This window comes from Stratiformator vulcanicus, assembly GCF_007744515.1.
GTDB classification, from domain to species: domain Bacteria; phylum Planctomycetota; class Planctomycetia; order Planctomycetales; family Planctomycetaceae; genus Stratiformator; species Stratiformator vulcanicus.
Genome location: NZ_CP036268.1, coordinates 3084712 through 3103243 on the forward strand (window position 1 = coordinate 3084712; position 18532 = coordinate 3103243).

General features: G+C 56.8%; 15 protein-coding genes (1 of these 15 cut by a window edge). 9 read left to right on the forward strand and 6 right to left on the reverse strand.

What is annotated here, in order from left to right:
• Positions 1 to 578 carry the 5' portion of a hypothetical protein gene (locus Pan189_RS12015; protein WP_310820377.1) on the reverse strand. The gene continues 325 nt to the left of window position 1, outside the view, so 578 of the gene's 903 nt are visible here — the first part of the coding sequence; it begins with the start codon at positions 576 to 578; its stop codon lies beyond the left edge, outside the window.
• 203 nt (positions 579 to 781) lie between these two features.
• On the opposite strand from Pan189_RS12015, the gene Pan189_RS12020 reads away from it, so the two are divergent.
• From Pan189_RS12020 to Pan189_RS12060, 9 genes are all read left to right on the forward strand, one after another.
• Complete coding sequence (locus Pan189_RS12020; RefSeq protein WP_145364140.1) at positions 782 to 1066, forward strand: YbeD family protein; 285 nt, start codon at positions 782 to 784, stop codon at positions 1064 to 1066.
• 155 nt (positions 1067 to 1221) lie between these two features.
• Entirely contained in the window at positions 1222 to 2466 is a 1245-nt protein-coding gene (locus Pan189_RS12025; protein WP_145364141.1) for an ornithine cyclodeaminase, nickel-pincer nucleotide-dependent, read from the forward strand.
• Positions 2463 to 3806: a glycerate kinase type-2 family protein gene (locus Pan189_RS12030; protein ID WP_145364142.1), complete on the forward strand. Its 1344-nt coding sequence runs from the start codon at positions 2463 to 2465 to the stop codon at positions 3804 to 3806. Before Pan189_RS12025 ends, Pan189_RS12030 begins: the two co-directional genes overlap by 4 nt.
• A 27-nt stretch (positions 3807 to 3833) precedes the next feature.
• Positions 3834 to 4631: a DUF1559 family PulG-like putative transporter gene (locus Pan189_RS12035; RefSeq protein ID WP_145364143.1), complete on the forward strand. Its 798-nt coding sequence runs from the start codon at positions 3834 to 3836 to the stop codon at positions 4629 to 4631.
• A gap of 255 nt (positions 4632 to 4886) precedes the next feature.
• Positions 4887 to 5054: a DUF1328 domain-containing protein gene (locus Pan189_RS12040; protein ID WP_145366175.1), complete on the forward strand. Its 168-nt coding sequence runs from the start codon at positions 4887 to 4889 to the stop codon at positions 5052 to 5054.
• A 71-nt stretch (positions 5055 to 5125) separates the two neighbouring features.
• Positions 5126 to 5560, forward strand: a complete 435-nt coding sequence (locus Pan189_RS12045; RefSeq protein WP_145364144.1) for a hypothetical protein — start codon at positions 5126 to 5128, stop codon at positions 5558 to 5560.
• Between the two features lie 370 nt (positions 5561 to 5930).
• Positions 5931 to 8219 (forward strand): PAS domain-containing sensor histidine kinase, encoded by a 2289-nt coding sequence (locus Pan189_RS12050; RefSeq protein ID WP_145364145.1) that lies wholly within the window; start codon positions 5931 to 5933, stop codon positions 8217 to 8219.
• Positions 8220 to 8680: 461 nt separating this feature from the next.
• On the forward strand, positions 8681 to 9457 hold the full coding sequence (locus Pan189_RS12055; protein ID WP_145364146.1) for a hypothetical protein: 777 nt from the start codon (positions 8681 to 8683) through the stop codon (positions 9455 to 9457).
• Between the two features lie 157 nt (positions 9458 to 9614).
• The gene (locus tag Pan189_RS12060; protein WP_310820378.1) at positions 9615 to 10631 is read left to right on the forward strand and encodes a DUF1214 domain-containing protein; all 1017 of its coding nucleotides are present in this window, start codon (positions 9615 to 9617) and stop codon (positions 10629 to 10631) included.
• Positions 10632 to 11132: 501 nt separating this feature from the next.
• Here the strand turns inward: Pan189_RS12060 and Pan189_RS12065 are convergent.
• From Pan189_RS12065 to hisA, 5 genes are all read right to left on the reverse strand, one after another.
• Positions 11133 to 12077 carry a DUF1559 domain-containing protein gene (locus tag Pan189_RS12065; RefSeq protein ID WP_310820379.1) on the reverse strand — a complete coding sequence of 315 codons (945 nt, stop codon included), beginning with the start codon at positions 12075 to 12077 and terminating at the stop codon, positions 11133 to 11135.
• A 50-nt stretch (positions 12078 to 12127) separates the two neighbouring features.
• Complete coding sequence (locus Pan189_RS12070; protein WP_145364148.1) at positions 12128 to 14818, reverse strand: protein kinase domain-containing protein; 2691 nt, start codon at positions 14816 to 14818, stop codon at positions 12128 to 12130.
• 312 nt (positions 14819 to 15130) lie between these two features.
• Complete coding sequence (locus Pan189_RS12075) at positions 15131 to 15376, reverse strand: hypothetical protein (protein ID WP_145364149.1); 246 nt, start codon at positions 15374 to 15376, stop codon at positions 15131 to 15133.
• Positions 15377 to 16132: 756 nt separating this feature from the next.
• Positions 16133 to 17299 carry an eCIS core domain-containing protein gene (locus Pan189_RS12080; RefSeq protein ID WP_145364150.1) on the reverse strand — a complete coding sequence of 389 codons (1167 nt, stop codon included), beginning with the start codon at positions 17297 to 17299 and terminating at the stop codon, positions 16133 to 16135.
• A 353-nt stretch (positions 17300 to 17652) separates the two neighbouring features.
• Positions 17653 to 18390 carry a 1-(5-phosphoribosyl)-5-[(5-phosphoribosylamino)methylideneamino]imidazole-4-carboxamide isomerase gene (hisA, locus tag Pan189_RS12085; RefSeq protein WP_145364151.1) on the reverse strand — a complete coding sequence of 246 codons (738 nt, stop codon included), beginning with the start codon at positions 18388 to 18390 and terminating at the stop codon, positions 17653 to 17655.
• Positions 18391 to 18532 lie beyond the last annotated feature (142 nt).

Sequence of the window (18532 nt, forward strand, 5' to 3'; positions counted from 1 at the left end):
ATAATGAGCAGGTCGAGCCAGTGCTTTCTGCAGTAACCGAGACGGCTTTTGGCGACCGACAGCATTACGAGGAATTCAAAAGCGAATGCGAACCAAATCATCGCGGTCGCCACGGCAAACACATACACCATTGAGGGTGATCGCACCCAGCCGCCGAGCACGTTGGCCGTTGCTGACGGCTTCAATTCGATCGCATATTCCAGCGCGGTGATCGGGAGAATCGAAAGAGCAACGGCGATCATCGGCCACTGAAATGCATGCTCGATCGCACGCCGCAGCTTGTCGTCGATCGCCCGGAAGCCGACGGTCGGAACGTAGATTTCCCCGGATCGCCCGCGCACTCCCGTAGTGAGCAAAAGTGGCGGAAGCAGAAATACGGCGTTTCGCAATCCCCAAGAGCCCGTCGCGATCGACACGTACGTCTCGATCGCCAGCGTCATCGCGGAACAAGCCAGACAGCCGATCAAAGCCCAGAAAAATGCCACGTCCGAGCAATTCCACAGATGCAACACACCGGCGAGGCAGGCCAGGTGCAAGAACGCGATGGTCCGCGACAACTTTTCTTCGAATGTCGGCATGATGGTCACGGAAAGCTACTTTCAATATTCCGACGCTTGCGGCTGGCGCCTCCGAAGATCGGTGATCACGCCAGACCGATCAAGGTCATTGCGACGAGCGAATTCTTCAGATCTGAGATTCCGCTCACTGCACTTTGGCGTACGATAGCAGACGGCCTTCGAGCCACGAGTTAGCAGCGATCCGCAAGCCGGAAGAAAATCTGATGCCTGACTTACCGCCGGTCGACCTCCTCGAAGACACGCACGATTTTCCATGCCCGTACCTCTTCAAGGTAATCGGCGAAGACGATCGGGCATTTGCGGCTCGGGTCGTCTCGCTCGTTCGTGAAACCGTCGGTCTGGATGAAGATCCCGAATTCAAAATCCGCCGGACGACCAGCGGCCGACACCTCAGCGTGACGATCGAGCCGGTCGTCGAACATGCGAATCAGGTTCTCGAGATTTACGACGGCCTATCGCGCCTGAAGGGCCTCGTCATGGTGATGTAACGATTGACCCGCTGGTCTCTAATTCTCGAATGTCGCTCCCTGCACCTTGGCTGTCGCATTCGAGTAAACGCTGCTGAATTAAATTCGGTTCATCGCGAAAAACGTTTGAATCGCGAGATCGTTCCAGTGACTTAGTTGCCGGCAGGGAGTTGCCAATGGCCGAGAAGACCGAATCCGATCCAATGTTTCGACAAGAGGTCGAAGTAGCTGGTCATATCATCGACAGTCTACTGCTGCCGAAGATCCTCGACCGAATTGCGGCCCTGGGGGGACGTTTCGACATTCTCGACACCCAGATCGGACACGGTCGGACCGACCCCAGTTACGCGCGCTTGATGGTTGAGGCGGAGACATCGGAACTTCTCGACGACATCCTTGACGACATCGCCCAGCACGGGGCGAACGCAACCGGAGGCGGCGATTGCCAACTCGAACACGCCGACATGTCGGGCTGCTTTCCCGAGGGCTTCTATTCGACGACCAATCAGGTCACCGAAATTCGGATAGACGGCAGTTGGATTCCAGTCGGCGACCAGGAAATGGATTGCGGTATCTTAGTCGATCGGGCATCCGGGACCGCCCGCTGTGTTCCGATGCTCGATGTCAATAAGGGCGACGCAATAGTCATCGGGCGGGATGGAACGCGCGTGACGCCGGTCGGGAGAGACCGCAATGCTCACGATGCGTTCGGCTTTATGAACAGTGCCGTTTCGAGTGAGAAACCCAAAGGCGCCGTGATTCGTGAAATCGCCGCTGAGATGAAAAAGGCGAAGGCGGGGCAGGGTAAGGTTTTACTCGTCGGCGGCCCCGCGATCGTTCACACCGGAAGCCGCGATCACGTCAGCCGACTGATACGCGAGGGCTATGTCTCCACGCTATTCGCGGGAAACGCGCTCGCCACGCATGACATTGAGCAATCGTTTTTCGATACGAGCCTCGGCATTTCGATGACACACGGCGGCGGCTCTGAGGAAGGGCACGAACATCACTTGAGATCAATTAATAAAATAAGGCGACTCGGCGGAATCAGACCGGCGGTCGAGCAGGGTATATTAAAGTCGGGTATTATGTACGAGTGTATCAAGCACGATGTGCCCTATCTACTCGCCGGGAGTATCCGTGACGATGGGCCGCTTCCCGACGTCGTGACCGACGCCCTCGATGCGCAGCGGCGAATGAGAGAGATGGCGAAGGGAGCAACGCTTGCATTAATGATTGCGACAACGCTGCATTCCATTGCCGTCGGGAACTTGCTTCCGGCAAGTGTGAAGGTCGTGTGCGTTGATATTAATCCAGCTACGGTCACCAAGTTGTCTGATCGTGGCACGTTTCAAACGATCGGCCTTGTGACCGACGTTGAACCGTTTTTAAGAGTCTTGGTCGACGAGATCGGGCGATGAACAACGCTCAGCAACTTCGAAAAGATGCGATTGCGATCTGGAAAGCGGGCGTGGCCGCCGTTGATGCCACGAAGCTCGTGCGGGAGCAGATCGAAGTCAGCGGCGACACGGTGCGCGTGGCCGGCAAATCACACGCAATCCACAATATCAGACGGATCGTGGTCGTCGGTGCCGGGAAAGCGGGTGCCGGGATGGCCCGCGGAGTCGAAGACGCCCTCGGGCCGGAGCTTTGCGAAAGTAAGCTGAAGGGCCTCGTCAGTGTTCCCGCCGACTGTGTCGGACCTCTTGAAAAAATTAAACTTCACGCGGGCCGTCCGGCCGGAGTCAATGAACCAAGAGCCGAAGGCGTGCAGGGCACGCAACGAATCTTAGAAATCGTTGGAGACTTAAACGATCGCGACATCTGCGTCGTTTTAATTTCCGGCGGGGGCAGCGCTTTAATGCCGCTGCCGATCGACGGCATCACACTCGAAGACAAGATCGCGGTGACGAAATTGCTGGCCAAGTCGGGTGCCCCGATAGAAGAATTGAATACGGTTCGCAAACATCTTTCGGGAATTAAGGGCGGAAAGTTGGCCGCAGCCATTGGGACGCCGCATGCGACGGCTTTAATTATCTCCGACATCGTCGGCAACCCGCTCGACCTGATCGCCTCAGGACCGACCGTCGCGGATCGATCGACGCGTGCGGAAGCGCTGACGATTTTAAATCGATATGCGGAGCGCAACGCGATCCCCGACTCCGTTTGGGAAATTCTGGAGGACGACGAAGCGGCCCCGACGCCCCATGCGCATCAAATTATTAACCAAATCATCGGTGAGAACGGGACATCAATCGCGGCGGCAAAGGCGGAAGCCGTGCGTCGCGGCTACGAAGTCGATTCACTGGGATCGGATAACGTCGGTTTTGCCCGAGATGAGGGGGTTCGCTTGGCTCAACACGCGGTTCAGCGCCGAGCGGCCGGACCAAACTCTTATTGCCTGCTCAGTGGCGGTGAACCGGTCGTGAAACTGGCTGACACCGATCAACCCCGCAAAGGAGGCCGCAATCAGGAGCTGGCTCTCGCAGCCGCAATCGAATTGTGGGATGACGGCGCTGAGAATATCTGCGTACTCTCCGGCGGAACGGATGGCGAAGACGGCCCGACCGACGCCGCCGGAGCCTTTATTGATGCCGGGGTCATTGCCGAGGCTAAGTCGCAACAACTTGACCCGGCCACGTTTCTTGAAATCAATAATTCCTATCCCTTTTTTGAAAATGCGGGCGGCCTTCTTAAGACCGGGCCGACCCACACGAACGTGATGGACCTGCGGGTCGTTTTGGTTGATCCCTCATCTTAGTTCGGACAACAGAGCCGAGCTGCTGATATGGCGAAAAAGCCTAACATTGATTCAGCGCGTCCAATTGAGCCCAGCAATTTTCGCAATGCGAAGTGGGCGATTCGGCTTGGGTTGATCGCACTCCTAATTCCCAGCCTCTGTTTTGCCGTATTTCAATTTTGCTCCTATACGAATTTGATGCTTGCCCGGGTTGACTGCGGAAATACCACAAGGGTCCTCGGCCTTGCGCTGCATCATTATTACGACGAGTTCGACTCCTTCCCGCCGGCGGTGACGTTCGGTCCGGATGGGCGTCCATGGCATAGTTGGAGGGCACTGATCCTCAAGTCTGCTTTGGAACTTGGTTACCTCGAACCACGCTTTGCCAACTACCGGCTGGACGAATCTTGGGACAGCCCGCACAACCTCATGCTCGGACTAGAGTGCCCGAAGCTGTTTCGCTGCGCAGCCGACCGCGGCCCGGCCGGCTGCGCGAGCCGCTTTGCGATTGTCGGCCCAAATACGATTTTCCCCCCGGACGGTGCTGTATCGATCGCGGATGTTACGGACGGGTTATCCAATACAATTGTGCTGATTGAGCATTCCGATTCCGGCATCGGCTGGACCGAACCGCGCGACGTTGATTACGACGCTGACGCGGTGAGCAAATCAGGTTGGGCCGGTGCTGGACTTCGCAGCCGTCACGAAACGGGCCGATTGATTGATGGTGACGGTTTCGTCCTGTTGAGCGACGGCTCTCCCCGCTTTGTGAGCGGAGCCGGTGATTCGGAAACGGTGCGTCGCTGGTTGCTCCGAAACGATGGGGAGCGGGTCGGTGAACTTTGACTGGCAGCTGGTCGAGTCGAATCCGCATGGCATTTCTGGTCGATAAGCGGCCAGCCTGGCCCCGGCCAATGCACTTTCTCACCGAAGTCGCCTATTAACCTGGAAAACGATTGATCGCTATCCCATTTGAAATTAAACACTTACGCCAATCGCACCCGAACGGCACTCCGTCTGCATTGTGGTTGTCCCATCAGATTCGACGAAGATTTCGCGAGTCGAATGAAACAACCGATTTACTCACTTCTGGAGACGAACATGCTTTACTGGGCACTCATGTTTTTCATCATTGCAATCGCAGCAGCGGTATTCGGGTTCGGCGGAATCGCCGCCGGCGCGTCGAGCATTGCGCAGATTCTCTTCTTCGTATTCCTCGTCCTATTCATCGTGAGCTTGATCGGCGGCCTGCGACGCCCCAGTATCTAAGACGATCAGGTGAAGCAAATTCACCAAGACGAGATCGATCGTTCACACGCGCCAACTGCGGAGTTTCAACCATGAAGACTTGTGCAATGTCAGACCTTGCGGCGTTACCGCATCGGTTGACCTGTTCCACGGCGTTTGCAGTTTTGCTCACGGCCTCCCTGTTGGTCGGTTGCGGTGAGTCCGAATTAACCGTGGAAGATGCTAAGGAAGACTTGGAAGACGCCAAGGTTGAAGCGGCGGATCAGATCGAAGAAGCGGAAGCAGAAGCGGACGAGATTCGCTACGACGCTCGCGAGGACGCGATCGAGGAAGTCACCGAAGCCGACCGCGAGGCATCGCGATTGGAAGCGACGACGAAACTTGACGCCAAACGCGAAGTCGCCGAAGAGGCCGAGGACTTGGAACGAGCCAAAGCCGCGGCAGCCGCCTCCAGCGATTTAGACCTCGGTGAGACTGAGAACCCAAGTACGGACGAAGCGACGTCGGGCGATTCAGACGAAGAATAAGTCTCCCGATCCTGCCCGATCGGATAGTAGAACAATACGTAAAGAAGCCGCGATCGATTACTCGGTCGCGGCTTCTTTACGTTGAGACGCTCTGTACGCCGACAACGATCACCGCGCAGGCTAATCTTGCAATTGACGCAAGCCCGTCTCAGTCAACTCGCGATCGCCGCTGGCGATTAGCTGAGATTGACGATAAAGTCTGGAAAGAGAACAAGTTCAATCTGCGTGGTCGGGTCCGCATTGAATTGGTCTCTGTCGTGGCTGCGTCGGTTACCAACCGCGAAGTGGGCACGTAACCCGTCGAATTGAACCTAACCAATTACTACGCGTCGATACTGCTCGGTCCGGGTAGCCGCTATGAGGTTTCCGGATGGCTGAAACGAACAGCAGTGAACATAGAGTCGCCAAGCGCGCCGATTCCGCACATCGATTGCCTGAAAATGAGCAGCAGTTCCGTCAAATGGCGGACAGCCTGCCGCTGATCCTGTGGGTTCACGGGCCAGAGGGACAACCTGAGTTCATCAACCGAACGTATCGTCAGTTCTTCGGCGTTGATCTGGCCGATCTTTCCATCGGCTCGTGGCGGAGAAAAATTCATCCTGATGACGTCGAAGATTACAGCAAAGCGTACGACGAGAGCTTAAGAGCGAGAGCCGAGTTTCACGCTGAGGCACGATTCCGAACCCACGATGGTCGCTGGCGTTGGCTCGAATCATGGGCTCGGCCACGTTTCCGCGACGACGGAACATTTGCCGGGCTTGTCGGCACAAGTGCCGACGTGACCGATCGGAAGCAGGCCGAACAGACGAAGTCCAATGCCGAGCAATTCGCACGGCGAGCTTTTAATAGCGTCGCGAACTTCGTCGGCGTGCTGACGCCTGACGGAATCCTGATCGACGTCAACGAACCAGCACTGGCCGTCGGAGACTTGTCGCGAGACAACGTGCTCGGCCAACCATTCTGGGAAACTTTTTGGTGGAACTATTCGCCCAAGATCCAAGCGCAACTGCGCGAATCGATAGATCGAGCACGAGCTGGCGAAATCCTTCGCTACGATGTTCCGGTGCAAATTTCTGGCGCAGGCCGAATGTGGATCGACTTTCAACTCGCGCCACTTCGCAACGACGCGGGTGACATCACGCACCTGATTCCATCCGGAATGGATATCACGGCCCGCTATCTCGCCGAAGAACGGTTGAAGATCGCCCAGGAAGCCTCGACGGTCGGCATCTTTGATTACGACGTCATTGGCGACGAGCTACGATGGGACGAGCACTCGGCCCGCATTTGGGGCGTCGGCCAGAATTCTGTCCTCAACTACGAAGACTTTCGTAGCGGCCTGCATCCGGACGACCGAACGCCGACCGACGCAGCCGTAAAGCGTTCAATGAGTCCCGATAGTGACGGGCATTATTTCGCCGAGTATCGAGTCATTCATAAATCGGACGGAATCATGCGCTGGGTTGCGGCTTACGGGCGGACCTTCTTTGAGGACGGCCGTCCGGTTCGCATTGTGGGCACGACGCAGGACATCACCGCCCGCAAATTTCAGGAGGTCGCCCTTTCCGAAAGTGAAGAACGCTTCCGGCTCGCGGCCGATGCGGTCGGCGGGATTATTTATGAATATGACCTCGGCGAAGGTACGGCGCACCGCTCCTCCGGACTCACCGAGGTGCTTGGTTTTTCTCCCGACGAGGTTCCCAATACCATCGACTGGTGGCAGCAGCGGGTCCATCCGCAGGATGTCCCGACATTTCTTCAGGTGCTGAACAATAACGAGTCGTCCGAACGCAGCGAAACTGAATATCGGATTCAGCATCGTGACGGCAGTTGGGTGCAGGTGTGGGATCGGTCGCTCGTCGTCTTTAATCAAATGGGAATTCCGACAAAGATCTTCGGTAGCGTCGTGGATATTACGGATCTGCGGCAGGTCGAACAACAGCTCAAGGAATTGAATGAACGCCTTGAGGAACTGGTTTCGGTACGGACGGCCGAACTGAAAAACCGCAACGAACAGCTAAAGAAGCTCGCCGCCGAACTCTGCACTGCGGAGATGCGTGAACGCGATCGGCTTTCCCAGGTGCTGCACGATGGTCTGCAGCAGTTACTCGTCGCCATTAAGATGCATCTGACTATTCTCGAAAATGCCGCGGGTAGCGACGCCGACCGCGTGCGGTCAGATTTGAAAGCGTTTATCGACGAAGCGATCCAGTCATCGCGATCATTAGCGCACGAATTGAGCCCGCCGGAGTTAAATGATGATTCACTTCCGGAGGCGATGCAGTGGCTGGCCTCCCGTTTTCAGTCGCACTATCACTTCAACGTCGACGTCACTTGCGACGAGGAGCACACGGCTATTCCACCGGAGGAACGACTGCTGTTGCTTTCGACCATTCGAGAACTATTGCTGAACGCCGTCAAACATTCGGGAACGGACCGGGCCGCCATTCACTTAAGCAATGGCGATGACCATCGTTCTATTACGGTCGAAGATAAGGGCAAAGGCTTTGATCCCCGCATTGTAGAATATGGTGGCGAGGCCGGCCTCGGCCTGCGAAGCGTTCAGCAGCGAATTGTCGCATTCGGCGGTGCGTTCGAGATCGACTCCGCACCCGGTCGCGGCACGAAATTCCTGATCCGCACCCCGCTTAAGCTGTGACACAGAAGTGCGACGGTTGACATGCCACACTCCCGGGTGGTCCGACCCGCCGGGCCGGATGCCGCAGGCACAAGAGGCGATTCAGTGTCGACGGTGCCATGAAGGCTCAGGCAGGCGCGATCAATCGCGCTTAATTAAGGGGACCGTCACAAGTTCGATCGTCTAAGATTCATCGCCTCTTGTCGCTTCGCGACCCGGCCCGACGTGGGCCGGGCTACCCACCGACCGAGATGGAACCACGGGAACGAAATCCGAAGCTACTTGTATTGCCAAGCTTCGCGCCCTTACGATCGAGAAAACTTGGTCTTATTCGCGCCCATCGTAGTAGCGATGGGTCGGCTCAATGACTTTGCCGCGAACGAATACCCCGGGCGCAGGATTTTTCGGCCACTCGTTTGTCGCACCGGTTCGGATCGCCGGTCGTGCTGATTTCAAATTCAAAATTACCGGAGCAGGCAGCAATGAACTCGGCTTTCCAGCGTTGTTTTTTCTCGGCCGCCTGTGCGGTCCTCTTGGCGATCGGACAGACCGCCACAGCCGCGGATTGCGGTGACCTCGCACGTCACGCCTACCATCCGGAACACGGCTACCCGCTGCATACTTATCACCCCGACCACGGATACATCCCGTATGCCGGAACCTACGGCGTGGGTGGGGTCAGCCCCGGAGTCAGTGCCGGAGTCGCCGCGGCCGGTCGAGGTCAGGAAGCCGCCGGCATTGGTCAGATGAATGTCGATAATGCCCAAGCTCAAATTCTGCATCAGCAGGCGGCGGCGGAATTCTATAAGAACCGCGGCCTCAAGCAGGACGCCGCTCTGTCCTACTACAACAAGAAAGAGGCGGCTGAAAAAGCCCGCGATGAGGCGACGGACGCAGAAACTCGTCGGAAGGTCGCCGAATACAATAAATCGCTCACCGCGATGGAATCAGCCCACCGGCTCAGCGCAGAGAAACAGGATGTCGAAGCCGGCACCTTGCATTGGCCCTACGTCCTCAGAGACCCCGCGTTCGCTGCCCAACGCGAAATCATCGACAAAGCCTGGGCGGCCCGAACGCCCGACGATAGCGGCGAAAACTCCACTATGATCGACACGATCAATAATGCGTGCGAGACAATGCAGTCGACCTTGAAAGAGAAAGTTCGAGACGGGCTTTCGGTCACCGATTTCATCACCGCCAAGCACTTCATTTCGAGCATCAAGTACGAGGCCAAGTTCCCGGTGAAGCCGAAATCGTGAGGAATCTCTTCACTGCGATATCGGTTGGATCATGGTGACGCTTTGCGGCCTCTTCGGAGGCGACTCGTCGTTTTACCACTACTTTTCGAGATGCACTTTCGGTGTCATCCATGTCGGGCTGAAGGCATTTCACAACTCTCTCTAATAAGGATGAGTCATGCTTGGCTTTCGACTTTGCACAATCACGGCTATCTGTCTTGCGGCGACGGCAGCCGCCTCCGCCGGCGATGTGACCGTCAATCTCAGCAACTACATTCGTGCTGAGAGTGACATGCAGATGAAGGGCTACGCGGCAAAAGCGAGCGGCGTCGGCAAGCTTTACAACTTTCGCGAAATGGCTCCCCTTAAGAATCAGACCACCATTCGCCTGAATCGAGATACGCTCTACTCGTTCGGCGTGTATGACCTCGTCGAGCCGATCACAATTCATAAGCCGGCCTCACCGGACCGGTTTCAGTCATTACTTGTCGTCGATCAGGACCAGTATAACCCCGTCCTGAAGAACGGTCCGGGCAAGGTCACGCTGACCATGGCCGACGTGGGCACCCGGTATATCCTGGTCGTCTTCCGGACGTTCGCCGACCCGAATGATCCCGCAGATATGAAGGCCGCCCACGAACTGCAGGACGAGATCAAAATTGAGCAGGCCTCCGTCGGTGAATTGGACTTGCCCGACTGGGACGAAGCATCGCTGGTGCAGACTCGTAACGATATTAATGTCCTCGGCAAGCGATTGAGTGACGTTTCGAGTGGCTTTGGAAAACGCGGCGAAGTCAACCCGATCATGCACCTCATCGGCACCTCCATGGGCTGGGGCGGCAATCCCCAACGCGGTGCGATGTACGTCAATGTGACGCCTGAGAAGAACGACGGAAAAACAGCCTATGTCCTGAAAATGCCGAAGGATGTTCCGGTCTCGGCGTTCTGGTCGATCACCGTCTACAACAAAGACGGCTTCATCTCGCCGAACAAGTTTAATGCCTATTCTGTCAACGACGTCACCGCCAAAAAAGATTCCGATGGCGGCGTCACGATTCACTTCGGCGGCGACTCGGACAGTGCCAACTACCTTCCCATCACCGACGGGTGGAACTATATCGTGCGGCTATATATGCCGCAGTGGGAAATCATCGAAGGCAACTGGACCCCACCCGCTGCGCAGATCGTGAAGTAGCCTCGGCATTCTGACGATGTAAACCTCGCAAACGACCCGGCCGTGAGAACGGCCGGGTCGCTGGGGACGACCTTTTAGTCGCCCCCAGCGAGTGCGGGGCGGACGGGTGGCCATGAGGGAAAAGTGGCGATGCAGAATCCGGGCTGGAAGAACGTGGCACCTCAACACCCATGCCCACGGGACGTAGCCATGAAGGAAATGCGGCGATGCAGAATCCGGGATCGAAGAACTTAGCACCTCAACACCCCTACCCACGCTCCCGGGTGGTCCGACCCGCCGGGCCGGATGCCGCAGGCACAAGAGGCGATTAAGTGTCGACGGTGCCATGAAGGCTCAGGGAGGCACGAACGATTGCGCTTAATCAAGGGGACCATCGCGCGTTCGATCGTCTCAGATTCATCGCCTCTTGTCGCCGCACGACCCGGCCCGACGTGGGCCGGGCTACCGTGTTACGGTCAAACGTGCCCGCTTTCATCAGGCACAAATCGGGTTTAACGGCGTTTACCAGTCACCGACGGTGGCACCATCGTTGCGAGCCTGCAATTTTTGTAGCACGCCGCCGGACTGGGCGATCGTGTAGGCGAGGTCATTCTTGCTTTCGATATTCTCGCTCATAAAGCGAGTCGAGCCGTCACATAGTAAGACGTTCACGCCTCCCGTGTGGTAGCTCTCCAAGTTCTGGCCGCTGCAAGGCGTGTTAATCCTCACGCTGCCCGAAAGAAAATTAAACCCCGTCATATGGGAACAATTGCGAATCAAGCCGGAATCGCAAGCGGCCCATGCGGGGTCACCCGAAGTTCCCTTACAACCCATCCGTTCGCCGACCGCAAGGGTGTTCGAGGCACCGTCGGTCACGTGTCGAAAGCCGATGCTGCTGTTGGCGTACATGATTCCGTCCATCGCGTAAATTGAATCTCCGCCGGAGACCGGGGATGTTACGCCGAAATTTCCGACGTAGTTGGATCGCCCGATCGGAACGGAATTGAATGACATCAGGCGGGGCCCGTCGGCAATTCCGAGGCTTCGGTCAACCTCGTTCGGACACATCAGGATCGGCAGGATGACCTGAGCCGCGTCGGGCGTTGCCCGGTCTTCAGGCCGCGCCGTATTGACATCGAGGTTTTGGTAAATGGCCGATTGTTCAAGAAAAGGAAGCAAGAACGCGTTCCATGCCCATGCCTGATCGTTGTTGTTATCAGGTACCGGGGACGGGTCGCGTTCGAACACCCAAAGTGGCGGAAATTGCCCATGGTTGTCGTGATAATTATGAAGTGCGAGCCCAATCTGCTTCAGGTTATTCTTGCATTGAGACCTGCGCGCGGCTTCGCGAGCCTGTTGAACGGCGGGGAGTAACAGTGCGATCAGGATCGCAATAATTGCGATCACGACCAGCAGCTCAATCAGCGTGAATCCTCGACGACTGACTCTTGAATTGAAAGGGCTCATGAACATCGATCCGAATGGCAATCGCTTGTGTTTCGTTAACGGAAAAGCTATCACTCGATCCGACAGCCGGGAAGCTGTGCCTTCAGCCGAGACTCGGCACCTCTTGTGAACCGGTCGTTGTTATAGACGACCGCGAGGGATTTCAGAGCCTTAAACTTCCCCAGCATGGGAATGTCCTGCTCGCCAAGTTTCGTATCGAACAGGCCGAGCATCTCGAGCGAATCGGCGTGCCGAAGCAGTCCGCCGAGCCCGTTCGAATCGACGGGGCAGCCGCGAAGTTGAATTCGCTTCAGCGGCACTTGCGCAAGCACGTCGAACGTTTTGCCGGTTACGGAAGTTCCCACGAGTTCGATGCTTTCGAGATTCCGATGCCCTGCCAGTGATCGGACCCCCTCGTCTGAGACTCCGCTCAGCGGCAAAGACAAGCTGCGAAGCTTCTTCAATTCAGACAGTTTTCTAAGCCCCTCATCACTGATTGACGAACTCGAAACATAGAGCGTTTGTAACTGCGCGAGTGACGAAATGATCTCCGCCGCCCGGTCGGTCATACCGGTGCCGTCGACATAGAGTCGCTCCAGCTTCTTCAGTTTTCGGAAATGGATCGCCCCGGCATCGCCCAACTGCGTTTGATGCAGTTGGAGCGTGGTCAATTCCGGCATATTGTCCAGGATGTGTGCCGATGCGGCGGTCATCCGCGTGTAGCCGAGATTCAAAGTCGCAAGTTCTTTGAGCTCTGAAAAAGCCGCGATCGTGTCGTCCGAAATCGGAGAACGTTGAAGATCGAGCATTTCCAGATTGCGAGCTGACCCGATCAGCCGAGCAGTCTGGTCGCCGAGCACGACCGAACCGGCCGAAAGGTACTTGAGGTTCGGGCACGACATGGCGGCCGCGAAGGTGTCGTGGGGCAGGCCGCGGCTTAGCGTAAGCCCGACGATCTGAATTTTGCCTGAAGGGATTTGATCGGGTGCATTAATCCATTTCGGAATCGATGAACCGGTTGTAACGCCGACAAGGGCACCTTTCTCCGTCAGGATGCGAGCCAGGTTGGCCTCATCGGACGGCGGAGTCAGCGCTTTTGGTGAATCCGCCCAAATGGGTTCGACATCCGGCAGGGATTGCGGACGATCTTTCGAGACCTCAACCGGTGACGTCTCGGGACTCGTTTGAACCGGAAGGTGTGGTTCAATTTTCGGCGGCGTCGGCTGCGGTGCCGAGGGCGCAACTTCGGCGTTCTCTTGAGGAACCGCCGCATCGGGCGCGGTCGCCGGCTTAAACTCGATGACGCTTCGCGTTTCACCATCGCTGATCGATACGGCATTGCCGTCGAATTCGATCTGGGCGTTGTTGCTATCGGTTTGAACGACGTATTCTCCGTCTTCAGTTTTGAAGCGAATCGTGATCGCTGCGAGCAGAAAAAGAAAAGCCATCCCGCCGGCGGCGACCCACTTCAACCTGTTCCAGTTGAACACCCCGCTACCGGAGGTACTTGTCTCAGGGTCGGATTGTGGATGCTCGCCGCGCTGAAGTTTGCGTGGCGCTAACGCACGTTCGCGGGGCGGTATCGTTCGTGCCGACGAGGCAAGCGATCGACCGATCCGCAAGAGTTGTGATGACACCTCCACCATCTGCGGACGATTACCTGACGACTTTTCCAGCATCGACATACATAGGAAAGCCAAGTCGGGATCGACATCCGGACGAATTTCGCTCAGTGGGCGAGGTTGGTCGTTTGCAACCTGCTTCAGAACCGCCATGAGCGAACCGGCGAATGGGACGGAGCCGGCCAACATCCGATAGAGAATCACTCCGAGCCCATAAACGTCCGCCGCCGGTCCGACCCGTAACGGATCGCCGTCAACCTGTTCCGGCGACATGTAGCTCGGCGTACCAAGAATTTGGCCTGAGCGGGTTCGGGCTCCGGCCTCGCCATGCATCCGCATTGCCAGGCCGAAGTCCATGATGACCGGTCGACCGTTTGGGTCGAGCATGATGTTTGCGGGTTTGAGGTCCCGGTGAACGACCCCCCCGCTGTGAGCAACGACCAGAGCGTCCGCGATTGCTTTCGTGAGCTTGATCACGAATAACTGTGAAGGCGGAGTCGGCAACTTCTTTAACTTCGCTTCGAGCGAATCGCCATCGACGAAGGCCATTGCGATGTAGTCATGATTGCCGAATCGACCGATGTCGAACACCGGACAAATTCCGGGGTGTTGCAGACCAGCCGCGGCTCGAGCTTCGCGCCGGAACCGGTCGATCGAATCGGCCTCGAACTGTTCAGTGTGCGGGACTTTAATCGCAATCGAGCGATCCAGATCCGGATCGTATGCCAGAAAGACGGCGCCCATCCCGCCCTCACCGATTTTTCGAACGATCTTATAACGACCGATCGTATGCGGCATCGAGATTTCGCCCGACGTCTTTGGCTCAGTCGTTTCTCCGGCTTCGCCAAAATTTCGCGTCTCCTCATCGCGGAAGAAGTCGTTGATCACATGAGCATACTCCGGAAACTCACGCAGATATTTCGCTCGATCGACTACGTTGTTTGTCTCACGCCTCATTGAAAACTCGATCGGTAGCAGCGCCGATAACAGTACCGGCTGCTCCGAGTCCGGCAGGTCGCCCAAGAACCGGCTCAACGACGGGGGCGCGCCTGATTTCCAAAGCCGCCGGTACTGCTCGCAAACGTCGGAAATACGCCCCATCCGCGTTGCAGAATCTGAGCGCGACTTCAACTCGGACATGCGGATATCTCCGGGACATTGCTCGAACGAAACTTTCGCCAGCCCGCAATGTCGAACTTCCGTTTCGGCAACGCAAGTTCGACATCTCACTCACCTGGTCAAAATATAACAGTCATTTGTGGTCAATGGCAAAGCCATTTCGATCGAGGCGGGTGGCCCGGCCGTTTCGACGGCCGGGTCGCGGAGCGACAAGATGTTGTTCGAGCACCTTGCCCCGCAAGTAGCGTCCAAGAAACACTCGCACGGCGCTCGAACAGCATCTTGTGCCTGCGGCACCCGGCCGAAGATCGGCCGGGCCACCCTTAGACAGTGCTATTGCTTTGTAACTTGCTTGCGTAAACGTGTGACAACGGTCCGCTGTTCTTCGCTCAATGCAAGAGGATCCCACTGGCCGTCTTGCGAGATCGCATATCGAACGAGGTCTCGTCTGACCGTCTCAAGTCGTTCATCGCAATAGTGCTCAACGACAAAGGTCGGCCAATCGGCTTGCCTTATTCGACCTTCGATTAATCGCTCCAAGAATCGAGCAAACCGCTTTTGCTGTTCTTCAATTCCCATTCTGAATTTTCGCCTCATGGACGGGCGGCATGGCCACGCGACGTGGCCATGAGGGAAAAGTGGCGATGCAGAATCCGGGATCGAAGAACGTGGCACCTCAACACCCCTACCCACGCTCCCGGGTGGTCCGACCCGCCGGGTCGGATGCCGCAGGCACAAGAGGCGATTCAGTGTCGACGGTGCCATGAAGGCTCAGGGAGGCACGAACGATTGCGCTTAATCAAGGGGACCATCGCGCATTTGATCGTCTAAGATTCATCGCCTCTTATCGCTTCGCGACCCGGCCCGACATGGGCCGGGCTACCCGCTTGCCATAACTCGACGAACCGGTCGTCAACCGCATAGTCGACCAGCTTCGCAGAAAGCGGAATCGCACGATGAACATCTTCAAGCGACCCATAAGTACGACTGCCCACCTCGCTCAAGACTGGGCGTATAAATGAGTTGGCGCGGTCCGACTCATAAAGCCCGAGAAGGAACTGTTGGCCTGGTGAGTATCCGGGAGCAGTCCGCATAACTCCGTAGTACATTGAACCTCCTTTACTAAAATCCCATCTGACTGGTGGCATGGCCACGAGACGTGGCCATGAGGGAAGAGCGTCCATGCAAAGTTCGGGCCAGAAGAACCTAGCTCCTCAACACTCATGCCCACGTTCCGTGGGCATGCCACCCCGCCGTCGCGCGTCAAATCGTCTCAGATTCATCGCCTCGTGCCGCCCCGCGACCCGGCCCGATTTGGGCCGGGCTACCCGCTTGTCACTCTGGGTTGTGACCAACTTTCGGAATAATCACTGCGGATTCCCCGTTCGAATAGATATCCCAAAGGAGATTATCGTTTGGAAGCTTATATTCATTCAGATAAGGAGCTTCACGTCCTCCGTTTGCGTCCCAAGCGACCGTTGTTGTTCCATCTCGCTTGATCGCAGAAATGATGCTGACGTAGTTTCCGTGCGGTTCAAGCTTCCACAGAATGTTATCGTTCGGCAGTTGATTGTTCCCCATGTAAATCGAATGCCCGCCGTTTGCATCGAACGCTTTCTTCTTCTTCACGATCGGAACGATAGTTACTTTGTCACCATGCTTTGCAACTTCATACAGAAGATTGTCGTTCTGCTTGATATCCTTATTGAAGTAGAAGTCATGCGTGCTTCCTCCGTTTGCGTCGAGAGCTACTGGGATGTAGTCGTCGAACTCCCTCTCAACTTCGAATGCCTCCTTTTCCAGCTTGTTATTCTCGTATTTTTGATTCGCCTTCTTGAACTCCTTGAAGTAGTGGTATCCGAAGTTGCTGAAGGATGAGTCGTACTTTACGAACTGAGCCGTGTGCATCATTTCGTGAGCAAGTAGTGAAATCACTTCCTCTCGCGGCCTCTCACCTTCCTTGAAATCGATGTAAATGTCGTAGCCATATGTTTGGGCAACGGTGTCAGTCCCTGATAAATCGATCCCGATGTTTGAGGCCACCCACTTATCGAGCGGTGAAACGTCCCAGTGGATTCGCACTCGCTCGACAAGGCCACCGAATCGACCGTGGAGAATCGCCTTCGTCCAGAAGTCTAAAGGTTTCCCATGCGGTGACCGGGTCCGCATCGTGGCCGCGGCTGACACGTACGCAATTCGCCCTGCTTCGCCCCAAAGTTCTTCAGAAACTCCAGACGGCGAGAGGTTATGAATATCCTGTTCTAGCTTCGCGAGTCGCTCGCTCACCTTCTCGCCCTCTTTCACCAGCTTGTCGCGGCTGTCGAGGAGCTGTTTTTCGGCCCTTTTCGCCTCAGCTTTCACAGTTCCGGCGGGGTCTTCAAGAAAGCCCGTGATGTTTTTCTCCAGCTTCTTCCAGAACTGAGCTTCAGCCTGATCAGCTGAGATCACCGTGATCGCGGAAACGAACAGTACGACCTTGAGCAAGACAAGTTCTGCTTTCATCACCACACCCTTCAACAAAAAGACACGAATCGCCGTTTACGCCTCTCTCGTGATGAAACGATCACATCTGTCGTGAACGAATTTTGAAACCCGTGTGAAGAATCCGTAGGAAATCGCATCCCTTGATCCTTGGCCGAGAACATTTCTTCTTTCTGTGTTGGCTTCCGCTGAAAGGTATCGGGGACACCACTAGGTCACCGGTAAAGACACTAGCAACTCGTCCGGTCGACAGGTGGCATGGTCACTGGACGAGGCCAAGAGGGAAAAGCGGCGAGGCAGAATCCGGGCGCGAAGAACTTCGCGCCTCAACACTCATGCCCACGTTCCGTGGGCATTCCACGCTCACTGGTGATTCAACCCGCAGCGATAATCGCATCCCTCACCGTCAGCGTCCCCTCGTACAACGCCCGGCCGACGATCGCCCCCACTAGGTTCGGATGCTCCTCCTCCGCCAGTGCGAGGCGGCGGATGTCGGTGGTGTCGGTGACGCCGCCGGAGGCGATGGTGGGGAGGCCGAGGTCGGACATCGCGCACAGGTCGCTCACCGTCGCCTCGTCGATGCCCTGCATCATGCCGTCGTTGGCAATGTTGGTGTAGACGACGGCGGCGAGCGGACTGCCGACGTATTGCTGGGCGAGTTCTAACGCCGACGTTTGCGACACATCGAGCCAGCCCTCGGTGGCGACCATGCCCCCTTTGGCGTCGATGCCGAGGACGAGGCGGTCGGGGTAGCGCTCGGCTGCAGCTCGGAACCAGTCGGGGTCCTTCAGCGCGGCGGTGCCGACGATCGCGCGATCGACGCCCAGGTCGTCGAGCACGATCTTCAGCGATTCGTCATTGCGGATGCCGCCGCCGAGCTGCATCGGGATGTCGATGGCCGCGCGAATGCCGCGGATCGCGTCGAGATTCGTCGGCGTCCCCGCTTTGGCGGCGTCGAGGTCGACGACGTGCAGGATCTCGGCTCCCTCGTCGGCCCAGCGTTTCGCCATCGCGGCCGGGTCGTCGCCGAAGACCGTTTCGCGGTCGTAATCGCCCTGCTGGAGTCGAACGCATTTGCCGTCACGGAGATCGATCGCGGGGAGGATTTGCATATTGAGGAGCGGGGAGCGAGTAGGGCGGGCTGTGCCCGCCGGAGCGAGTGTTTCTTTCGCAGAGTCTGCCCGGCAATGCCGCGACGTTCAAACGTGCCATTCGAATCTCATGTTCGACGGTGGCCCGGTTCCTATAGAACCG

Excerpts from the sequence above, each read along its gene's own strand:
- Pan189_RS12020 (WP_145364140.1), top strand. The coding sequence starts at position 782 with ATGCCTGACTTACCGCCGGTCGACCTCCTCGAAGACACGCACGATTTT.
- Pan189_RS12025 (WP_145364141.1), top strand. The coding sequence starts at position 1,222 with ATGGCCGAGAAGACCGAATCCGATCCAATGTTTCGACAAGAGGTCGAA.
- Pan189_RS12030 (WP_145364142.1), top strand. The coding sequence starts at position 2,463 with ATGAACAACGCTCAGCAACTTCGAAAAGATGCGATTGCGATCTGGAAA.
- Pan189_RS12035 (WP_145364143.1), top strand. The coding sequence starts at position 3,834 with ATGGCGAAAAAGCCTAACATTGATTCAGCGCGTCCAATTGAGCCCAGC.
- Pan189_RS12040 (WP_145366175.1), top strand. The coding sequence starts at position 4,887 with ATGCTTTACTGGGCACTCATGTTTTTCATCATTGCAATCGCAGCAGCG.
- Pan189_RS12045 (WP_145364144.1), top strand. The coding sequence starts at position 5,126 with ATGAAGACTTGTGCAATGTCAGACCTTGCGGCGTTACCGCATCGGTTG.
- Pan189_RS12050 (WP_145364145.1), top strand. The coding sequence starts at position 5,931 with ATGGCTGAAACGAACAGCAGTGAACATAGAGTCGCCAAGCGCGCCGAT.
- Pan189_RS12055 (WP_145364146.1), top strand. The coding sequence starts at position 8,681 with ATGAACTCGGCTTTCCAGCGTTGTTTTTTCTCGGCCGCCTGTGCGGTC.
- Pan189_RS12060 (WP_310820378.1), top strand. The coding sequence starts at position 9,615 with ATGCTTGGCTTTCGACTTTGCACAATCACGGCTATCTGTCTTGCGGCG.
- Pan189_RS12065 (WP_310820379.1), bottom strand. The coding sequence starts at position 12,077 with ATGAGCCCTTTCAATTCAAGAGTCAGTCGTCGAGGATTCACGCTGATT.
- Pan189_RS12070 (WP_145364148.1), bottom strand. The coding sequence starts at position 14,818 with ATGTCCGAGTTGAAGTCGCGCTCAGATTCTGCAACGCGGATGGGGCGT.
- Pan189_RS12075 (WP_145364149.1), bottom strand. The coding sequence starts at position 15,376 with ATGGGAATTGAAGAACAGCAAAAGCGGTTTGCTCGATTCTTGGAGCGA.
- Pan189_RS12080 (WP_145364150.1), bottom strand. The coding sequence starts at position 17,299 with ATGAAAGCAGAACTTGTCTTGCTCAAGGTCGTACTGTTCGTTTCCGCG.
- hisA (WP_145364151.1), bottom strand. The coding sequence starts at position 18,390 with ATGCAAATCCTCCCCGCGATCGATCTCCGTGACGGCAAATGCGTTCGA.